At 57.2% G+C, this 17170-nt stretch carries 15 protein-coding genes, 1 tRNA gene and 2 pseudogenes; 6 read left to right on the top strand and 12 right to left on the bottom strand.

Going from position 1 to position 17170, the window contains the following annotated elements; translation table 11 throughout:
- Window positions 1-154: 154 nt before the first annotated feature.
- Window positions 155-604, bottom strand: coding sequence for a hypothetical protein (locus tag AC1RR7_RS26275; RefSeq protein ID WP_102621546.1), 450 nt, complete (start codon window positions 602-604; stop codon window positions 155-157).
- Between the two features lie 348 nt (window positions 605-952).
- On the opposite strand from AC1RR7_RS26275, the gene AC1RR7_RS26270 reads away from it, so the two are divergent.
- The 3 genes from AC1RR7_RS26270 (at window position 953) to AC1RR7_RS26260 (ending at window position 3205) form a co-directional block, all read left to right on the top strand.
- Window positions 953-2041: an asparaginase gene (locus AC1RR7_RS26270; RefSeq protein ID WP_096821269.1), complete on the top strand. Its 1089-nt coding sequence runs from the start codon at window positions 953-955 to the stop codon at window positions 2039-2041.
- Window positions 2042-2220: 179 nt separating this feature from the next.
- Window positions 2221-2511 carry a DUF1654 domain-containing protein gene (locus AC1RR7_RS26265; RefSeq protein ID WP_096821268.1) on the top strand — a complete coding sequence of 97 codons (291 nt, stop codon included), beginning with the start codon at window positions 2221-2223 and terminating at the stop codon, window positions 2509-2511.
- A 4-nt stretch (window positions 2512-2515) separates the two neighbouring features.
- Window positions 2516-3205, top strand: a complete 690-nt coding sequence (locus AC1RR7_RS26260) for an endonuclease (protein WP_493158721.1) — start codon at window positions 2516-2518, stop codon at window positions 3203-3205.
- Window positions 3206-3259: 54 nt separating this feature from the next.
- On the opposite strand, the gene AC1RR7_RS26255 is transcribed toward AC1RR7_RS26260, so the two are convergent.
- Window positions 3260-4171, bottom strand: coding sequence for a siderophore-interacting protein (locus AC1RR7_RS26255; RefSeq protein ID WP_273538188.1), 912 nt, complete (start codon window positions 4169-4171; stop codon window positions 3260-3262).
- Window positions 4172-4258: 87 nt separating this feature from the next.
- Complete coding sequence (locus AC1RR7_RS26250) at window positions 4259-4627, bottom strand: penicillin-binding protein activator LpoB (RefSeq protein ID WP_102621544.1); 369 nt, start codon at window positions 4625-4627, stop codon at window positions 4259-4261.
- A gap of 250 nt (window positions 4628-4877) precedes the next feature.
- On the opposite strand from AC1RR7_RS26250, the gene csrA reads away from it, so the two are divergent.
- Window positions 4878-5072 carry a carbon storage regulator CsrA gene (csrA, locus tag AC1RR7_RS26245; protein WP_003179932.1) on the top strand — a complete coding sequence of 65 codons (195 nt, stop codon included), beginning with the start codon at window positions 4878-4880 and terminating at the stop codon, window positions 5070-5072.
- Window positions 5073-5289: 217 nt separating this feature from the next.
- Here the strand turns inward: csrA and AC1RR7_RS26240 are convergent, their stop codons facing one another.
- The gene (locus tag AC1RR7_RS26240) at window positions 5290-5745 is read right to left on the bottom strand and encodes a DUF2214 family protein (protein WP_102621543.1); all 456 of its coding nucleotides are present in this window, start codon (window positions 5743-5745) and stop codon (window positions 5290-5292) included.
- Between the two features lie 458 nt (window positions 5746-6203).
- Between AC1RR7_RS26240 and AC1RR7_RS26235 the strand changes: the two genes are divergently transcribed.
- Window positions 6204-6461 carry a hypothetical protein gene (locus tag AC1RR7_RS26235; RefSeq protein WP_096821263.1) on the top strand — a complete coding sequence of 86 codons (258 nt, stop codon included), beginning with the start codon at window positions 6204-6206 and terminating at the stop codon, window positions 6459-6461.
- A 738-nt stretch (window positions 6462-7199) separates the two neighbouring features.
- Here AC1RR7_RS26235 and AC1RR7_RS26230 read toward each other — a convergent pair.
- The 4 genes and pseudogenes from AC1RR7_RS26230 to AC1RR7_RS26215 all read right to left on the bottom strand — a co-directional run.
- Window positions 7200-7344: pseudogene (locus AC1RR7_RS26230) on the bottom strand (integrase core domain-containing protein); the annotation flags it as partial.
- 203 nt (window positions 7345-7547) lie between these two features.
- Window positions 7548-7760 carry a hypothetical protein gene (locus AC1RR7_RS26225; RefSeq protein WP_493158720.1) on the bottom strand — a complete coding sequence of 71 codons (213 nt, stop codon included), beginning with the start codon at window positions 7758-7760 and terminating at the stop codon, window positions 7548-7550.
- Between the two features lie 184 nt (window positions 7761-7944).
- A pseudogene (locus AC1RR7_RS26220) lies at window positions 7945-9120 on the bottom strand (polymorphic toxin type 44 domain-containing protein).
- A 381-nt stretch (window positions 9121-9501) separates the two neighbouring features.
- Window positions 9502-9578: transfer RNA gene (locus AC1RR7_RS26215), tRNA-Val, on the bottom strand.
- Window positions 9579-9762: 184 nt separating this feature from the next.
- On the opposite strand from AC1RR7_RS26215, the gene AC1RR7_RS26210 reads away from it, so the two are divergent.
- A complete protein-coding gene (locus tag AC1RR7_RS26210; RefSeq protein ID WP_273539243.1) occupies window positions 9763-11046 on the top strand; it encodes an NAD(P)/FAD-dependent oxidoreductase in 1284 nt (427 codons plus the stop codon).
- A 52-nt stretch (window positions 11047-11098) separates the two neighbouring features.
- Here the strand turns inward: AC1RR7_RS26210 and AC1RR7_RS26205 are convergent, their stop codons facing one another.
- From AC1RR7_RS26205 to AC1RR7_RS26190, 4 genes are read right to left on the bottom strand one after another with little or no spacing between them, the layout of a single operon-like run.
- Window positions 11099-12070 (bottom strand): XdhC family protein, encoded by a 972-nt coding sequence (locus AC1RR7_RS26205; protein WP_273539242.1) that lies wholly within the window; start codon window positions 12068-12070, stop codon window positions 11099-11101.
- A 2-nt stretch (window positions 12071-12072) separates the two neighbouring features.
- Window positions 12073-13308: a c-type cytochrome gene (locus tag AC1RR7_RS26200; protein ID WP_102621538.1), complete on the bottom strand. Its 1236-nt coding sequence runs from the start codon at window positions 13306-13308 to the stop codon at window positions 12073-12075.
- A gap of 2 nt (window positions 13309-13310) precedes the next feature.
- Window positions 13311-13850 (bottom strand): (2Fe-2S)-binding protein, encoded by a 540-nt coding sequence (locus tag AC1RR7_RS26195; protein ID WP_096821208.1) that lies wholly within the window; start codon window positions 13848-13850, stop codon window positions 13311-13313.
- A complete protein-coding gene (locus AC1RR7_RS26190) occupies window positions 13843-16674 on the bottom strand; it encodes a xanthine dehydrogenase family protein molybdopterin-binding subunit (protein ID WP_119427449.1) in 2832 nt (943 codons plus the stop codon). Before AC1RR7_RS26190 ends, AC1RR7_RS26195 begins: the two co-directional genes overlap by 8 nt.
- Window positions 16675-17170: the final 496 nt, after the last annotated feature.

The following is a 17170-nucleotide window of genomic DNA, read 5'->3' as shown; positions in this document are numbered from 1 at the left end:
TAAGCTTCGCTGCGTTCCACGACGAGTTCAACTCATCGCGAAGGCCGCGCAAACGTTTGCGTAGACCGAACTATGCGAACCCTGCCCCTATTTGTCAACAATCAGAAATCGGTTTTGATTGTAGGGCGAATCTGCATATTCGCCCCTTGAATGCTCAAGCCGTGGTGTTGACCAGGTTGCCGCCAGACGAACCCTTGGACATTTCCTTGACCAGAGCAGCCGAGACTTCCAACAGCGCACCGCTTGTTTGAGCGATCTCCCCCTGAACGGCCATGACCGCCTGCGACTTCGCTTCCGGAGTCGGATAGCTCGCGGCTTGTGCCGCGGCCAGTCGCTGTTGCTGCTCTTGCAATTGCTTCTGTAATTCCTGCATCCGCTTCAGCAACATCTTGACGGTGAGGCTCAGGTTATCGCCTTCCCCTTCAGCCTTGCTGCCTTCTTGTGCGGGACCGCCGGTCTTGACCTGATTGCTCTCTGGTTTTTCTGTGCCCAGCGCCTCGGTTGAAGCATCCGCTTGCGCTTCACTCATCGCATTGATCGTTGCTGCGGTTTTGCCGCCGATGGTGACGGCACCGGGGTTTGAAAAACCGATCGTCAGTGACATGTGAACTCCCTCAATTCCAGATTCCTTTAACACCCATCGGCCTGTGGGAAGCTTTCTTTAGCAGAGAATCCAAATCCGGCAACCTCACTTGCCCTGCAAAAGACGTAGTCCTTTTCGGAGAGCCGAACACGAAAACCTTCCTTGTTCGGAATACCGGATAAACGATTCAGCCAGAAACTCGTCAACTCATAAAATATTGATATAAATCATCAAGTTAAACATTTCTCTAAAGCAAAGTACGGCTGGTACAGATCCTGCTCCCTCCCTGCACCCCTGGCATTCAGATCGGCCCGGGGCGCATCTAGATGAACCTGCACCAGCACCGTCTCACTACTAGAGAGAAAAATAATGAAATCTGCTTTCAACACATTGGTTCCGGGCGCTTTGGCCCTGTTGCTGCTCCTGCCCTCCGCCCTTCAGGCAAAAGAAGTCGAAACCCAGACCAAACTGGCCAACGTGGTGGTCCTTGCCACAGGCGGCACCATTGCCGGCGCTGGCGCCAGTGCGGCCAACAGCGCTACCTATCAGGCCGCCAAGGTTGGTATCGAACAATTGATCGCCGGCATCCCTGAGCTGAGCAAACTGGCGAATGTGCGTGGCGAGCAAGTCATGCAGATCGCGTCGGAAAGCATCACCAATGAAAACCTGCTGCAACTGGGTCGCCGCGTATCCGAACTGGCCGACAGCAAAGACGTCGATGGCATCGTCATCACCCACGGCACCGACACCCTGGAAGAAACCGCCTACTTCCTGAACCTGGTGGAGAAAACCGACAAGCCGATCATCGTTGTCGGCTCGATGCGCCCAGGCACCGCCATGTCGGCGGACGGCATGCTCAACCTGTACAACGCAGTCGCCGTCGCCAGCAGCAAAGAAGCCCACGGCAAGGGCGTGCTGGTAACCATGAACGATGAAATCCAGTCCGGCCGCGACGTCAGCAAGATGATCAACATCAAGACCGAAGCGTTCAAGAGCGCATGGGGCCCGCTGGGCATGGTGGTCGAAGGCAAGTCCTACTGGTTCCGCTTGCCAGCCAAGCGCCACACCATGGATTCGGAATTTGACATCAAGAACATCAAGAGCCTTCCCGACGTAGAAATCGCCTATTCCTACGGCAATGTCGGCGACACCGCCTACAAAGCCCTGGCTCAATCCGGCGCCAAAGCCATCATCCACGCCGGCACCGGCAACGGCTCGGTGTCTTCTCGCGTCGTCCCGGCCCTGCAAGCCCTGCGCAAGGATGGCGTTCAGATCATTCGTTCTTCCCACGTCAATGCCGGCGGCTTCGTTCTGCGTAACGCCGAACAGCCTGACGACAAGTACGACTGGGTCGTGGCTCATGACCTGAACCCACAAAAGGCCCGCATCCTGGCGATGGTCGCCCTGACCAAAACCAACGACAGCAAAGAGCTGCAACGGATGTTCTGGGAGTACTGATTCACCCTCGCCCGGTCTCATCCTGACCGGGCACTTCTCTCACCACTCGCCGCTCTGGCGGGTGGTGCAATTACCTACACCGACCTCACACCTTTCCTGAACAAATATTTCGGATGAGCCACATCAAAACCGGAAAACCGCTGTCAGAGGATTTTCTTGATTTTTAAGCAGTTGCGAAAATGCTTACAGTTAAATACTGTATGCACGTACAGCTTAATAAGGATAACCTCGTGGCCACTTCCTCTGATGCTCCCGATGCTTACGAACGCATGGGCATGCGTGTCCAAAAGATCATCAACTCCCCCACCGCACAAAAAGCCAAAGCCGCTCTGATCTTCCGTCTCCCGGATGAACCGATGGATGAGTGGGAGCGCCTGCTGGAAGAGATCGACGAGAACGACAACGTCACCCTCGCCTATCGAGACGATGGTGGCGTGCAGATTTTCTGGGTTGTACCGAAGGAAGATTGACTCAATGATTGTCCGTTTTTTTGCTTTGCTTTTACTGTTCATTTCTCTAGGCGCCCACGCTGGCGCGCCCCGCACATTCAACGAGGCCAAGAAGGTCGCCTGGAAGCTGTACGCCCCACAATCCACCGAGTTTTATTGCGGGTGCAAATACACAGGCAACAAGGTCGACCTGGCCGCTTGCGGTTATGTACCGCGTAAAAATGCCAAGCGCGCCTCCCGCATTGAGTGGGAACACATTGTCCCGGCCTGGGAGTTCGGCCATCAGCGCCAGTGCTGGCAGGAAGGTGGACGCAAGAATTGCACGCGCTATGACCCGAGTTACCAGAAAGCCGAAGCCGACCTGCACAACCTGGTACCCAGCATCGGCGAGGTCAATGGTGATCGCAGCAACTTCAGTTACGGCTGGCTACCCGTTGAAAAGGGTCAATATGGCTCCTGCCTGACCCAGATCGACTTCAAGGCGAAAAAGGTCATGCCCCGTCCTTCGATTCGCGGCATGATCGCCCGCACCTATTTCTACATGAGCAAGCAATATGGCTTGCGCCTGTCGAAGCAGGATCGCCAATTGTATGAAGCGTGGGACAAGACGTACCCGGTGCAAGACTGGGAGCGCCAGCGCAATCAGAGCGTGGCGTGCGTGATGGGTCGCGGCAACGAGTTTGTCGGGCCGGTGAACATGAAAGCCTGCGGCTGATCGTTCGCGCAAAAGAAAAGGCCTCGTGCTGCAAGCTCGAGGCCTTTTTTGTGGTTAGCTGCCTGGCTTGTTGTAACGCCAGTAGCCCATCAGATTGAGTGATTCGCGAGGAATACCGCGCTCCTTGATCAGGTATCTGCGCAAATTCATGACCGCAGCGGACTCACCGGCGACCCAGCCATAGAAACCGTCAGAGGCGGTTTCGGCGATTTCCCAGAGAATCTCCTGATCGATATCGACGTCAGCCAGCTCTATAGCCTGATTGACCATCGATGCATCGACAGGTAGCGCCGCCTTTCGCACCGCCTCCACCATCAGCTTCCCGGCAACCGTCGCTCCCGCCTGCTCTCGGATCAACCACTGCACCGAAAGGCCAGGCCAGTCCGGGACTGCAAGCATATCCTGGGCACTGTCGACCTCGAAGAACACTTGAGTCTGGGGTGGTTGTGCAAGCGCTGCCAACTCCTCGAGAATCCCCATCGCGGCGGGCAATGCCGTTGAGTCGGCGACCAGCAAAAGCTGCTGGAGGGTTTGCGGAGGCTTCCATTCAAAGCCACCCGCCTCTTCGGCCGAGAACCGGCTATCGGGCGCCAGAATCTGCATCGACTCGCCCGGCTGCGCCCGAAGAGCCCAGCGCGAAGCCGGCCCGGTTTCGCCATGCAGTACAAAGTCGATGTCGACTTCGCCCTGATCGGCACGCAAATGACGAATGGTATAGGTGCGCATCGCCGGGCGCCGATCCGCCAGCATTGAGCGGAAACGAGCGTACCAACCCTCACCCTGAGAGAGCCGGGCTGGCGAACCGTCCGAAGCCGGGAAAAACAGTTTGACGCGCTGATCAGGCGCCCAGGTTGCCATCTCGGCAACAGCCGGGCTGGCGAGCGTAATCCGCATGAGATGCGGGCTCAGCTGACGCTTGTGACGTAAAACGACGTCGAACAACTTGTAGGGGTTGGCGGAGGCCATGCGGAGCTCCTTCTGAGAATCTTCGGTGACTCCTGTAAAAACGAATCACACCGGACTCCCTTTAGTCAGCTCCGCTGAAAGGAATGCTTATTGCGCTGCGGTACGTTCGATCACCAGCGTCTCGATGTTCTGCTTTTTCGCCTTGATCAGCGCCGCATTCACATCAGCCTGTTTCGCATCGGCTTCGGCCTTGGAATTGAATGGCCCCAGCAGGATCCGGGTTTTTCCGCTGGCATCCTTGATGACATTGGCGATAAACGCATGCTCGATCAACCACCCGCTAAGATCACTGACAGCCTGAGGCGTTTCACCGCGCACCTCCAGATCCCACTGCGGCCCGGACACGGCTGCCGGCGCTGCCACCGCTACCGATTTTGGTTTTTGCGCATCCACGCTCTTGCCTTCACCACATCCCGCCAATGCCAGTGCTGCGACTACCCAGACCAATTTGCGCACAACGCTTCCCTCTGAATTCTCGAAAGGGAGATCTTAACATTCGCGAATACTTTCAGAGCCCCGCAAAATGGGCACAAAACAACGAGATTGATGAATGCAGCACCTGTATAGTTACGCGCTGGGAATTAATGCCGCATCTGCGCGTCAGAAAGAGGCACCCAAACCGTGAGACTTCGCACTAATCTATACGTACCACCGACCTCTGCACTGTCTGAATCAGGTGCCCTACAAAGCAATCAAGGAGAAGACCATGCTGATACTCACCCGCAAAGTCGGTGAAAGCATAAACATTGGTGATGACATTACGATCACCATCCTCGGCGTAAGCGGCCAACAGGTTCGCATCGGCATCAACGCGCCAAAGAACGTTGCCGTACACCGCGAAGAGATCTACCAGCGCATTCAGGCTGGCCTGACCGCACCGGACAAGCCACAAACCCCCTGAGCCCTGCCGCAGTCAGTAGCCAGTCCGTTCACCTTCGCGTAATGACTGGCTAAAGATCCGAGCGCCGTATTGCCATCCCCCCACCTCATTGGTGACGGCGCAGGCTATTTCCCCTCCTGCTGCAACTCCCTCCCCCCTTCTTCGCAACCGATACTAACCATCATTTCAATGGCTGGCTGTCGGACGTTTCCGAATAAAAGCAGGGAATCGCGCCCGCCTAGCCGAACGTCACCCCACGCGCCATCCCGGTGGCTGCTATCACCATCAGAACCAGCAACAGCGCTTCGGCATGACTGATTCGTGCAAACACCTTGGCCCGCCCAGTGTCGAGGGGCGTTCCGCGCGCCTGACCGACGCGCCATTTGATCAACGTAATCATCGGTGCGAGCTCCAGAAGCAGAATCAGCACAAACAGCGTCATCTTCAAATGGAACAGCGGCTGATGCAGATAGTAATCGGCGCCCTTTTCATAACCGCCAAAAGCTCGCATGCCACCTGTGATCAGCAGCACCAGCGCAGATATCCCCCATAGGTTGTCAGCGAGCAGAACCCGCCGAACCTCACCAGCCCCGGCAGCCAGGCGGCTGAATGCCGTTCCGCGTGTCAGGACGGCCCAGAACCCCAGGGCAAATGCCAGCAGATGAACCGCAGCAAGAAACCAATGAAACAGCATCGATGAACCCCCGTCAGACTGAGATGAAAAATCGGCCAGACAGTAGTAGTCGAAAAAGTGTGGACTTGCCCGATGCCGCGCCAGAAAGGCACTCGGGTTGAGGGAGTCGGCAGGACGAAAGCCTGGGGAGAGGTAAATCGCAGGCAAAAAAAATCCCAAGCAGCTGATGGAAGCTTGGGATTTAAAAATGCATAAACCGTGGTGGTGAACGCGGGGCGGATATTACTGATATTTTCATTATGTAACAACGTATTTTTGATAACCGGTTGGTTCAATAAAATCGTAAGCCATTCAATATCCACATTATTTTTATGGTCTGCCAGGATCTGGCTCACCGTATGGCTTTGTGGAAAAACCATCGCCAGCAAGCAAACCCTTTTAGCCGCCCGTCACCCAAGCCGCACGCTCATCTCGCCCACCCCTCCAACAAGCAGATACCCTGAACTGAGGATTGGTCGATGAACAGAAAAATCGCAGCACTAGCCTTTGCTGGTCTTTTGTCGGCGAGCCCTATCGTCTCCATTGCCGGATCTGCCGTACCACCTGCCGCCATTCCCGGAGTGAACCAAGGTGGATCAGATTCCAAAGAAGACAAGGCTGACAAAAAAGGTGAAGAAGCATCCGGGTCAAACTCCGGAGCCGAGTCGCATGAAACCGACAAGGATTCAGCCAGCTCAAGCGGCTCGAAAGAAACCACCAAAGAGCCAAAGCAGTGAAGATGGCGCTGCCTGCATGGAAGACGTAGGGTATTGAAGCAATGGGTTTAGCTGGCTTTATACCCCACACTCAGGATTTGACCGCTACTGAAATACTTCGAGTTGTCCATGCAATTGATCCAATCGTCGAAGGTGATCTCGAAACCACGACACACAAGACAGTCGAGCGCAGGGAAGCATTTCCACTTACCCTCGACCAAGCCAGCGGCGTATGCCATATGACGAGGCGTCAACCATCTATAGAAAGTTTTGCGGTGTCACGAAATGAAGCCACATCGTATTTCCTGCATGATCCTTTGCTGCGTAAGCTCATTTGCAAACGCAACGGATGTACCCATCACAAAGGGAATGTCTTTTTTAAGTGCTCGAAAAGAGCTGATCAATCATGGCTGGAAACCATATATCACAAACGAGACAGAGCTAATTGGCACTGAGATCCTGCTCAAAAGAAGAGGCGTGGTAGAGGTAGAGCGATGCACACAAGGGGTGCAGTACTGCGAATTCAATTACAAAAAAAACAATAGGTGCCTGGTCATCTCGACGACCGGCGAAGAAATAAAGGACTTGGTCATAAATGGCTGGGGCTTCACATGCCCAGAAAAATACTAGCCATGCGCTAATCGTCGGCCTCGCCTACCGCGGCCGACAACCAAAATGATGAAAACGAATAAGGCGGTGGAGCACATAAAGATGTGCTCCGAGCTGACGCTCGAGGCGGCGCTTTGCAAATCGCAGTGTCTAGTCCTGAAATAGGTTTACACCTTTTTCACCCCAACGCCCGATGCGTTGCATCGGGCGTTTTGTATTTCAAAGACAGGTGCGGACGCTCGTGGTTGTAGATCGAGACCAACTCTCTCACCATCTTTTTCGCCTGCATCAAGTCCTGTGTTTGGCGGGGGCCAGGAACTGGCTGGAGCGATTACGGCAGACTCACTTCGCTCGCTCACACCTTCAGTTTAACCGCCGAGCAGGATGACAGTCCTTTGGTGTGGGCGGACCACCAAATGATTTTTAGATTGGCACGCAGACAGCTCCCACACTGTGCAACATCCCGAAACGGCGGGGTTAGGTTCTGGAAATATCAGCTTATGGTTTCGCCTTGTCCGTAATGCACTGCTTCAAGCGATCAGTATTCGTGCCGCTGTCTTCGCTTCTATCAATGTCGCCGTTCGCATCAAGGTAGATATGCGTCGTCGGCCATTTTGGGGTGATGTTGACGCAATGGTTGCGAGTCTTTTTCCCCCACCAGTAGAACTCCATAAAAAAGCCTTCGTCTGGAAATATGTGGCCGAAGTCCATTGAGGTTTCGCCGGGGTACAGGCCTCCACGACCACTTCTGTAGATCCTGTTCTCTGTATTCCAAACGACTCCAAGATTCTCTGTGGCTTCCTTTGAATAGTGAACTGTTACAGTGGGCGTTGCGACATACCAAAATGCAAACGGTGAGAGCATCAGGAAGAGGACAACAGAGATTCGCCGGTATCTAGTTGGTTTCACATTTATGCTCACGTATGCCGTCTCCCCATTCCGTTGGTGCCACTGCCAAAACTTTTTCCATCACCATTTTGGCTGTGATGCCTCCATTTGGGTGCTCCTTGAAAAGCTGCACACCTATCTGAATCGATATTCGGTCAGGAGCATCATCAAAGGCGCGTAGCCCCTCAACATTCCCTGAGCGGTGTGGGCCGGGAAGTGGTTTTTCAGGCGTCTGTTGCGTCAGCACTTCTACAAACTTCTCTTTCGCCTTCCGTATGGAGTCCGAGGCAAATTGCTCAACGCCCGCACCGTCTGAAAGAGCGCTTTCAGACAGACCGCCAGCCATACCGACATATCCGTAGTGGACGTTCGACCAGATGTCGTAAAAGTAGTCGTGGGCTCCTTGCTTGTACCAAACCCCACCAAAGAGTTTGAGCAGGATAGGTTTGTGATCCCAAGGGCGATTCTGTCCAACTCGCTCCGTCCAAATGGCCATAGCAGCCGCACCATTTGCAGCCCCTATCGCTTGAGGGCTTGTAGTTCCAATCTGTGCATACCAAGGCAAGTCCATTTGTTTGCGGGTCTCTGCTGCAACGTCGTAGCTCAGCAGCTGTTTCATCTTGAGGACTGCCGGATCGTGAATGTTGCGATTCATCTCGCCAGCAATGTAGCTCGCCGGTTCTTCCATCCTGTCTGGATCATTACAAGCGGCGGGCTTAGTCTCTGGCTGTGTCTTTGCTTTCGGTTCCGCCGAGGCTGCTTTAGAGCCTACCAAGGCGTTCGCCGCTAAGGCTTTCTCCTTGAGCTTAGGGTCAGATAATAAGGTCGCCATCTTCTCATCGTCCACTGAGCCATCTGGCCGGAAAGCTCCCAGCGCCATGAAGTTGATGATTGTTGCACCGCCTGCGTCCCCCATTACAAATCCACCACCGACATCGCCTGATCCGGTGATGATTGTTCCGCCATGGCTTGTGGGACTGCCCTAATGGGCCATAGGCCGCCCGTTCACTTGAATCGAGGGAAACCCGGTAGTGATAACAGCGCCACACCCACAGGTATCGCCAACACGTGCAGAACCCATGAAGTTGATATTCACGTCGCCACTAGCTGAGGCAATCGGGGTGGTGCCATGACCTGGCATTGGGCAGACATGCTTGTCACCCAATCGTGCAGAGGAAATCATTGATCATCCTTGAGTCGTTGTGAAAAGTCTCAGCCAGTAGCTTGGCAGCGTCGACGCTAGCGGGAAGCTCGAGCAATGGCTGTAGGACAAATCCCAAAAGCCCTACTGAATGTTCCCGCGTTCCGTGTCATTCACCTAGATGCGGAGGATACCGGCTCAAGCTAGGCATGCTGAGTGGAGGCAATGTGCTTATATCGGATATGACATCGCACATTCAGTTATCAAGTATAACCGCCACAAAATCATCCGCTTTAGGCGTTCACATTGCCCAGTGTGAACGAACCCGATACTTTGTGAACGTTCTGAAGAAACGACAGACAACAAAAAAGGGCCCACCTTTCGGTGAGCCCTTCTAGACCGCCCAGCAGAGCGGATTTTGTTTGGTAGGCGCGATTGGACTCGAACCAACGACCCCCACCATGTCAAGGTGGTGCTCTAACCAACTGAGCTACGTGCCTGCTGTGAGGCGGCATTCTACGGAATTCCGGAGGGGTGTCAACACCTTTTTTTCACCTAACCCTATGAATATGCAAAATATTTAATTTCGCCCCGCCGCAAGAAGATTTCCCGGTGGCTGGCGGAGGTTTTTCAACTCGGGTAGGATCGTCGCACTCGTAAAATATATTAAACAGAGGCTGCAGGATGGCGAACACCCCTTACCCAGAGTCTTATTACGCGGCGTCGGCCAACGCCGTACCACCACGCCCTGCCCTGCAAGATGATGTGGAGACGGATGTCTGCGTGATTGGCGCTGGTTATACGGGACTTTCCTCGGCCCTGTTCCTGCTGGAGAACGGTTTTCGCGTGACCGTGCTGGAAGCCGCCAAAGTCGGTTTCGGCGCGTCGGGGCGCAATGGCGGGCAAATCGTCAACAGCTACAGTCGTGACATTGACGTGATCGAGCGCAGCGTTGGCCCAAAGCAGGCTCAATTGCTCGGGCAAATGGCATTCGAGGGCGGCCGGATCATTCGTGATCGCGTCAGCAAGTACAACATCCAGTGCGACCTGAAGGACGGCGGTGTATTCGCGGCAATCACAGCCAAGCAGATGGGCCACCTGGAAGCGCAGAAACGCTTGTGGGAACGCTTCGGGCACACCCAGCTTGAACTGCTCGATCAGCGCCGCATCCGCGAAGTGGTGGCCTGCGATCAATACGTCGGCGGCATGCTCGACATGAGCGGCGGCCACATCCACCCGCTCAACTTGGCGCTGGGCGAAGCCGCCGCCGTGGAGTCCCTCGGCGGCACCATTTATGAGCAGTCGCCTGCGGTGCGTATCGAACGAGGCGCCAACCCGGTCGTGCATACGCCACAGGGCAAGGTCAGGGCCAAATTCATCATCGTGGCCGGCAACGCCTATCTCGGCAATCTGGTGCCGGAACTGGCAGCCAAATCGATGCCGTGCGGCACTCAAGTCATCACCACCGAACCGCTCGGTGATGAACTGGCCAAAACCCTGTTACCGCAGGATTACTGCGTCGAAGACTGCAACTACTTGCTCGATTACTACCGCCTTACTGGCGACAAGCGCCTGATCTTCGGCGGCGGCGTGGTTTACGGCGCCCGGGATCCGGCGAACATCGAAGCGATCATCCGCCCGAAAATGCTCAAGGCCTTCCCGCAACTCAAGGACGTGAAAATCGACTACGCCTGGACCGGCAATTTTCTGCTGACCCTGTCGCGCCTACCTCAGGTCGGACGCCTGGGCGACAACATCTATTACTCCCAAGGCTGCAGCGGCCATGGCGTGACCTACACGCACCTGGCCGGCAAGGTACTGGCCGAGGCGCTGCGAGGACAGGCCGAACGCTTCGATGCGTTTGCCGACCTGCCGCACTACCCGTTCCCCGGCGGGCAATTGCTGCGCACACCGTTTGCCGCACTGGGCGCCTGGTATTACGGACTGCGCGACAAGCTCGGTTTCTAATGCGCAAAAAAAGGGCCGCTGAAAAGCGGCCCTTTTTACATCCAACAACGGATTACAGCTGGTCTCGCGCAATCCCGCTACGAATCCGCAGGATATCCGCCAGTACCGCCAAGGCAATTTCCGAGGGGGTTTTGCTGCCGAGGTTAAGGCCGATCGGCGCATGAATCCGCGCCAGCTCGCCCTCCCCCAACCCGCCAATCCGGCGCAATCGCTCGAAGCGCTTCTGCGACGTCTGCTGCGAGCCCATTACACCAATATAGAAAGCCTCGGTGCGCACGGCCTCCATCATCGCCAGATCGTCGATACGCGGATCATGGGTCAACGCCACCACCGCCGTATCACGGTGGCAACCACCATCGGCGATGAACACCGACGGCAATTGCCGGCGAATCTCCACGCCATTGAGCACCACACCTTCCAGCACCTCCTCACGCGGGTCGCAGAGAATCACCTCGAAACCGAGACCCACCGCGAACTCCGCACACGCCTGCGCCACGCTGGAATAGCCGGCCAGCAACAAACGCTGAGCAGCACCGATACGGATCCGTACCCGGTCGATTTCACGCTCGATCCGCGCACCTTGCTCGCGATCTGCAAACACGCTGCGCGCGCCAGTGGCCAGGTCGACCTCGCGAATCAACCGGCGCTGACCCAGCAACGCCGATTCAAGCTCACGCAGATGCGCCTGCACATCGCAGTCGGCGTCAAATTTCTCTACCAGTACATCGAGAATGCCGCCACACGGCAGGCTGACCCGCGAGCGCGGATCGTCACCTTCGCCATAGCGCACCACGTTGATCGCATCGAGAAATGCACCTTCGGCGACACGCTCGAGAAAATCTTCCTCGACGCAGCCACCGGACAGCGACCCGATCCACTGTCCGTCGTCGTTCACCGCCAGCAGCGAACCCGGCGCGCGAGGCGCCGAGCCGTAGGTGGTCAGCACGGTGCAGAGCCAGATGCGCTGCCCCGCTATCGACCACTCCAGCGCCCGCCGCACAACCTGCAGATCGAGATGCTGCATGATCAGTGCGCCTTGTGCTCGATGGACGGTGCGTCAGCCTTGAGCTTCTGCACATCGCCCACCGCCAATTCAGCAGACTGACCACCCCAACCCTGACGCAGGTAGTTCAGCAGATCGGTCAATTGTTCGGCACTGAGCTTGTCGGCAAAACCGGGCATCGGCTGCATGTGTTCGAACCCGGCGAATTTCTGTTCGCCGATGCCATCCTCGATCACTCGCAACAGGTTGCGCGGGTCTTCCAGACGCAGCGTGGTGTTGCCGCGCATGGCCACCGCGATGTGCGGTTTGCCTTCGCCACCAGCCGCGTGACAGCCGGCGCAGACGTTCAAGTATTCCTGACGACCGCGTTGAGCGCTGGCACTGAGTTTTTCCACCGGCACTTCGGCCAGCTCTTTCGCTGCTGGCGGCTTGTCGCCGAGCAGGAATGTTGCCATCGCCGCCAGATCCGGATCATTCAGGCCCTGGGTGCTGTTGTGGAACACCGGGAACATTTCGTTGAACATCGTGCCCTGAGCGCTCATGCCGTGCTTGAGGAACGTGCTCAGGTCCTGATGGTTCCAGCCGCGTGCCGCCAGATCCGTCGCCAGCAGGCTCGGTGCCAGATAGCCGTTGAGGATGCCGCCGGTCAGGCGCTTGTCCAGTTGCATCGCACCCGGCAAGCCGCGTGGTGTATGGCATTCGCCGCAATGGCCGAGCACTTCGACCATGTACTGGCCGCGCTTCCAGGCGTCGCTTTTGCCTTCGGCCGGCTCCAGCTTCAAGGCTTTGCCGTACATCATGTTCCAGCCGATCAGACCCGGACGCACGTTGAACGGAAAGCTCAGACTCGTCACTGGCGCGGCGCGCTCGATCGGCTCGATGGTTTTCAGATACGCGTGAATCGCATCCGAATCCGCACGCGGCATCAAGTGATACGAGGTGTACGGCATCGCCGGGTACAGGTTGGCGCCATCACGACGCTTGCCTTCAGTCAGCGCAGCGAAAAACTCGTCATCGTTGTACAGACCGATGCCGTGCTCTTTGCTCGGCGTGATGTTGGTGCCGTAGATCGTGCCGAACGGCGAGACGATCGGCAGGCCGCCAGCAAACGGCGCGCCGCCGGGCGCCGTGTGGCACGCCATGCAGTCGGCCGCACGGGCGAGGTATTCGCCGCGCTTGACCTGATCATCCGCGTGCACCGCCAACACAGGCACAGCCAGCCCGACCGCCAGGGTCAGGCGGGTCAGTAATTGCTTCATGCTTAACCCTCCTTGACCAGGCCGAGATCGGTCAGCACGTTGCGGGTGGCGTTGTAGTAACGCACGTACCCGGTGCAACGGCAGACGTGATGGCCGAGGCTGTCCTCGATGACTTGTTCCAGTTTGCTTTTGACGATTGGCTGGCGTTGCAGCTTTTCCACCAGCACGGTCGCGGCGTTGACGAAGCCCGGTGCGCAGTAGCTGCACTGGAAGGCGAATTCGTCGACGAAACGCTGCTGGATCGGGTTCAGCTCGGTGACCTGGCCTTGCTCGTCACGCTTGGCGTGGCCTTCGATGGTGCGGACTTTCTTGCCCTCGAAGTAATGCGCGCCGGTGATGCAGGTACGCACTTCTTCGCTGGTGCCGTCCGGGTTGTCGACGATCACCACGCAGGCGTGGCAGATGCCCTGGCCGCAGCCCAGGCGCGAACCGGTGAGGTTTTTGTATTCGTGCAGGTAATCGATCATCGGCAGGTCATCAGGGATGTCCACCGGGCCGACGGTTTGACCGTTGAGGGTCAGTTGAAGCGGACGGTTAGCCATTGAGGGCCTCCTTGATGCGCGCAGCAGTGATTGGCAGATCGCGAACACGTTTACCGATGGCGTGGGCCACGGCGTTACCGATGGCACCGACCACCGGGATCATCACCACTTCGGCGATGCCTTTGGACGGGTCGCTCGGGGACAGCGGCGGCAGGATTTCCGACGTCTGCTTCCACACCGCCACATGGCGCGCCATCGGCAGGCGATAACGGTTGAAGTTCCAGTCACCCTCCCCCGGCCCGCCTTCGTACAGCGGCATCTCTTCCATCAAGGCGTGGCCGATGCCCATGGCGATCCCGCCTTCGAGCTGGCCACGGACCAACTCTTCGACCAGCACCCGACCGCACTCCAGCCACGAGTGATGGTTGAGCACTTCGACTTCTGCCGAACCTTTGTTGACCTTCAACTCGACCAGCGTTGCGACCGGACTGTAGTAAGTCACAGCGGCGTTGTTCAGTTGAACCACCGGATAGGCGATGTTCTGCCGATCCAGCAGATGGAAACCGTCGCTGGTCATCTGCGCTTTCTTGGCTTTCGGGGCGCCATCACCGTACTTCACGGCCAGACCGTCGAGCGGCAGACGCTCGCGCACGCCGTCGATGCTGTATTCGGCCTCAGCCCAACTCCAGCGGTTGAAACCATGAACCGTGGCAGCCGTGACCAGACCGCGCTCGTGAGCGCGTTTGGCCAGTTCCTCGAAGCTGAGCGGCTGCATGCCGTTGGCGGTGAGTTTGCCGTCGACCCAATGCGCATCTTCGCGACGCACCACATAGGGGTTGGCCTGGCCGCCGTACGGGCCCTGACGCCAGATCTCCAGCGCCGCCGGCCACAAACCGTGGTTGAACAGCACGCGCGCCGCTTCACGGGTGGCATGGCTGAAGTAATAGGCGGAGTTGGTCGCGGACGAGGCCGACGCCAGTTTGCCGACCCAACGGGGGTTGCGCAGGAAGTTGTCCTGCTCGGCCTGACTCATAATGTAAGGGTTGCCGGCGGTGACCAGCTGCATTTCCTTCCATTCGGTCTCGCCGGTCTTCACGTCGTGCGCCGGGCTGCCGAGGAAATCAGCGACCACCAGGGCTTGCGAAGTGGACATGCCGGTACCAATCTCGATGCCGATATGGCGCAGGGAAATGCGCCCTTCAGCGGTGAATTCGATACTGGCCATCGGCGCTTCGGAACCGGTGCCGAAGTCTTTCTGGCAAATGGCGAAACCCACGCCATACCAGTTGTCCGGATCCGCCGCTTCACGCTGTTTCTTGATCGCGTCGCGGTTCTTCCAGACTTCGTGCAGCGAAGCCTTGTCGAGAATCTCGTGCAGGCGCAACGCACCGGCCGGGATCGCGCCCTGGGTGTTTTTCATCCCGGAACGCAGCGCGTTCTTGCGGCGCAGATCGATGGCGTCGACACCGAGGCGGTCGGCGATTTCGTCGACCATCATTTCGGTGGAAGCCATGCTCTGCAGCGTGCCGTAGCCGCGCATCGAACCCGCTTCAACCCCGCGGGAGTGATAGGCGGTAACTTGCAGATCGTTCTGCGGCATGTAGTAGATCGACTGAGCCGCCGTTGCGCCAACCGCAGCCACCGACGGGCTGTAGTTGATCCGACCGCCACCATCGACGCTCATTTCGGCGCGGAAAATCTTGAAGCTGTGGTCGGTCTTGTCCACCGCCAACTGGTAACGAATGTCGAACGGGTGACGCTTGATGCCGCTCTGGAACTGCTCGTAGCGGTCGTTGGCCAGGCGAATCGGCACACCCGCGCCATACAACGCCGCCAGGGCCGCGTAGTAGACGAAAATGTTGTGGTCCTTGGAGCCGTAACCGACGGTGTAACCCGGGTGCATGTTCAGGTTAGCTAGGCCGAAGCGCGACGGCGAGATCATCTTCGCGGTCTCGGTTGCAGCCTCCAGCGGGCACTGGGTGGCGACAACGAAATGCAAGGTCTTGGTCGCAGGGTCGTACCAGCCGTTGCCGTTGTCCGGCTCCATCGCGGCAGGCTCGATCGACGGGGTCTTGTAACGCTCGTCGAACACCAGCCAGTTGTCCGGTGGGGTGTCGATCTCTTTCTTCATGCGATCGGCGTAGAACAGGCCGCGCTCGGTCAGGTTGCCGTGCAGGTTCGGCTGGGAATTCCACACCGGGCGACGGTTTTTCAGCATCGGAAACAGGATCGAATCCTTGAGGCTGGCGAACTCGTCTTCATCTGCCGAGGTCGGGCCGCCGACGCGCACGTAGCGGAAACTGCCATAGGGATCGCCTTCGTAGAACGGCACTTTCGCACCGTAACGAATCGCTTTGTCATTGAATTTGAGTTTGTTTTTGGCCTGGCGGAAACGCTCGAAATCGTTCCAGATCAGGATCGCGACCGGGTGACCGATGAACATCGGCACCTTGCCCTCAGGCAGCAACGGATCCGGAGCGTGCTCTTCCGGGAATACGATGCCGTCCTTGTCCAGGTCGGCAGCGGTGACGATGCGATCAGGCTGCAAATCGGCGCCGAGCCACGACAGGTCATAGCCATCGTAGATTCGGTCGGCCTTGATGGTTTTCAGCAACATGGCGTGGCCTTGCTGCTGGGGCCAGCCCGGCATGTCCTTGGAGCGGATGTCGCGGGCAAACACCTTGCTGCCGCAGACCTTGGACAAGGCATCGTTACGCTGGCGCGCCTTGCCGTTGTTGCCGAGCCACTGCTCGGACGGCACGGTCACGCTGTTTTCCATCAAGGCAGCCAGCGCCTGACTGCTGAGCGGCGTGAGCGTAACGCTCACACCCGCCACCAGCCCGCCCTGAAGGAACGAGCGCCGGGATATTTCACGGTTGGACATGGATCATCCTCTGGGCGGTTATGGATCCGCCCTTCTGGTTATCTACTGGGAATCTCGAGTCTTGCAGAAGCCCTTTTTGGCTAAACAAAGGACGTGATGACAGTGCAAAGCTGACCGAAAGGTTAACTTTAAAGGTTTCTGCGCTCGCAGCAAACAACCAGTTACAAAAATCTGACTAAAGAATCAAAAATCAATGCGACATCGCATCGCAGCGACCCATGGACGCAGCGGAGACTGTCCGGCGGCATCGAACGAGCCACAGCTGCGCTCGTTGCTGGACAACAAAAAGAGGAGTTTTGGAGAGGTCAAATTTCAGACACAAAAAACCCCGGTCTTTCGACCAGGGTCTTTGCTATCGATTCCGAATCAACCAAAGGTTGCTTTCGGTGTTTCAAGGCGTTCAGTGGTCCTTGAAACAGATATGGCGCAGCGGACGGGACTCGAACCCGCGACCCCCGGCGTGACAGGCCGGTATTCTAACCGACTGAACTACCGC

This window comes from Pseudomonas sp. GW821-FHT11G12, assembly GCF_058808055.1.
The sequence above is the reverse complement of the archived record's forward strand: the minus strand, read 5'-3'. Positions and strand labels throughout refer to the sequence as shown.

Excerpts from the sequence above, each read along its gene's own strand:
- AC1RR7_RS26275 (WP_102621546.1), bottom strand. The coding sequence starts at position 604 with ATGTCACTGACGATCGGTTTTTCAAACCCCGGTGCCGTCACCATCGGC.
- AC1RR7_RS26270 (WP_096821269.1), top strand. The coding sequence starts at position 953 with ATGAAATCTGCTTTCAACACATTGGTTCCGGGCGCTTTGGCCCTGTTG.
- AC1RR7_RS26265 (WP_096821268.1), top strand. The coding sequence starts at position 2,221 with ATGCTTACAGTTAAATACTGTATGCACGTACAGCTTAATAAGGATAAC.
- AC1RR7_RS26260 (WP_493158721.1), top strand. The coding sequence starts at position 2,516 with ATGATTGTCCGTTTTTTTGCTTTGCTTTTACTGTTCATTTCTCTAGGC.
- AC1RR7_RS26255 (WP_273538188.1), bottom strand. The coding sequence starts at position 4,171 with ATGGCCTCCGCCAACCCCTACAAGTTGTTCGACGTCGTTTTACGTCAC.
- csrA (WP_003179932.1), top strand. The coding sequence starts at position 4,878 with ATGCTGATACTCACCCGCAAAGTCGGTGAAAGCATAAACATTGGTGAT.
- AC1RR7_RS26240 (WP_102621543.1), bottom strand. The coding sequence starts at position 5,745 with ATGCTGTTTCATTGGTTTCTTGCTGCGGTTCATCTGCTGGCATTTGCC.
- AC1RR7_RS26235 (WP_096821263.1), top strand. The coding sequence starts at position 6,204 with ATGAACAGAAAAATCGCAGCACTAGCCTTTGCTGGTCTTTTGTCGGCG.
- AC1RR7_RS26225 (WP_493158720.1), bottom strand. The coding sequence starts at position 7,760 with ATGGACTTCGGCCACATATTTCCAGACGAAGGCTTTTTTATGGAGTTC.
- AC1RR7_RS26210 (WP_273539243.1), top strand. The coding sequence starts at position 9,763 with ATGGCGAACACCCCTTACCCAGAGTCTTATTACGCGGCGTCGGCCAAC.
- AC1RR7_RS26205 (WP_273539242.1), bottom strand. The coding sequence starts at position 12,070 with ATGCAGCATCTCGATCTGCAGGTTGTGCGGCGGGCGCTGGAGTGGTCG.
- AC1RR7_RS26200 (WP_102621538.1), bottom strand. The coding sequence starts at position 13,308 with ATGAAGCAATTACTGACCCGCCTGACCCTGGCGGTCGGGCTGGCTGTG.
- AC1RR7_RS26195 (WP_096821208.1), bottom strand. The coding sequence starts at position 13,850 with ATGGCTAACCGTCCGCTTCAACTGACCCTCAACGGTCAAACCGTCGGC.
- AC1RR7_RS26190 (WP_119427449.1), bottom strand. The coding sequence starts at position 16,674 with ATGTCCAACCGTGAAATATCCCGGCGCTCGTTCCTTCAGGGCGGGCTG.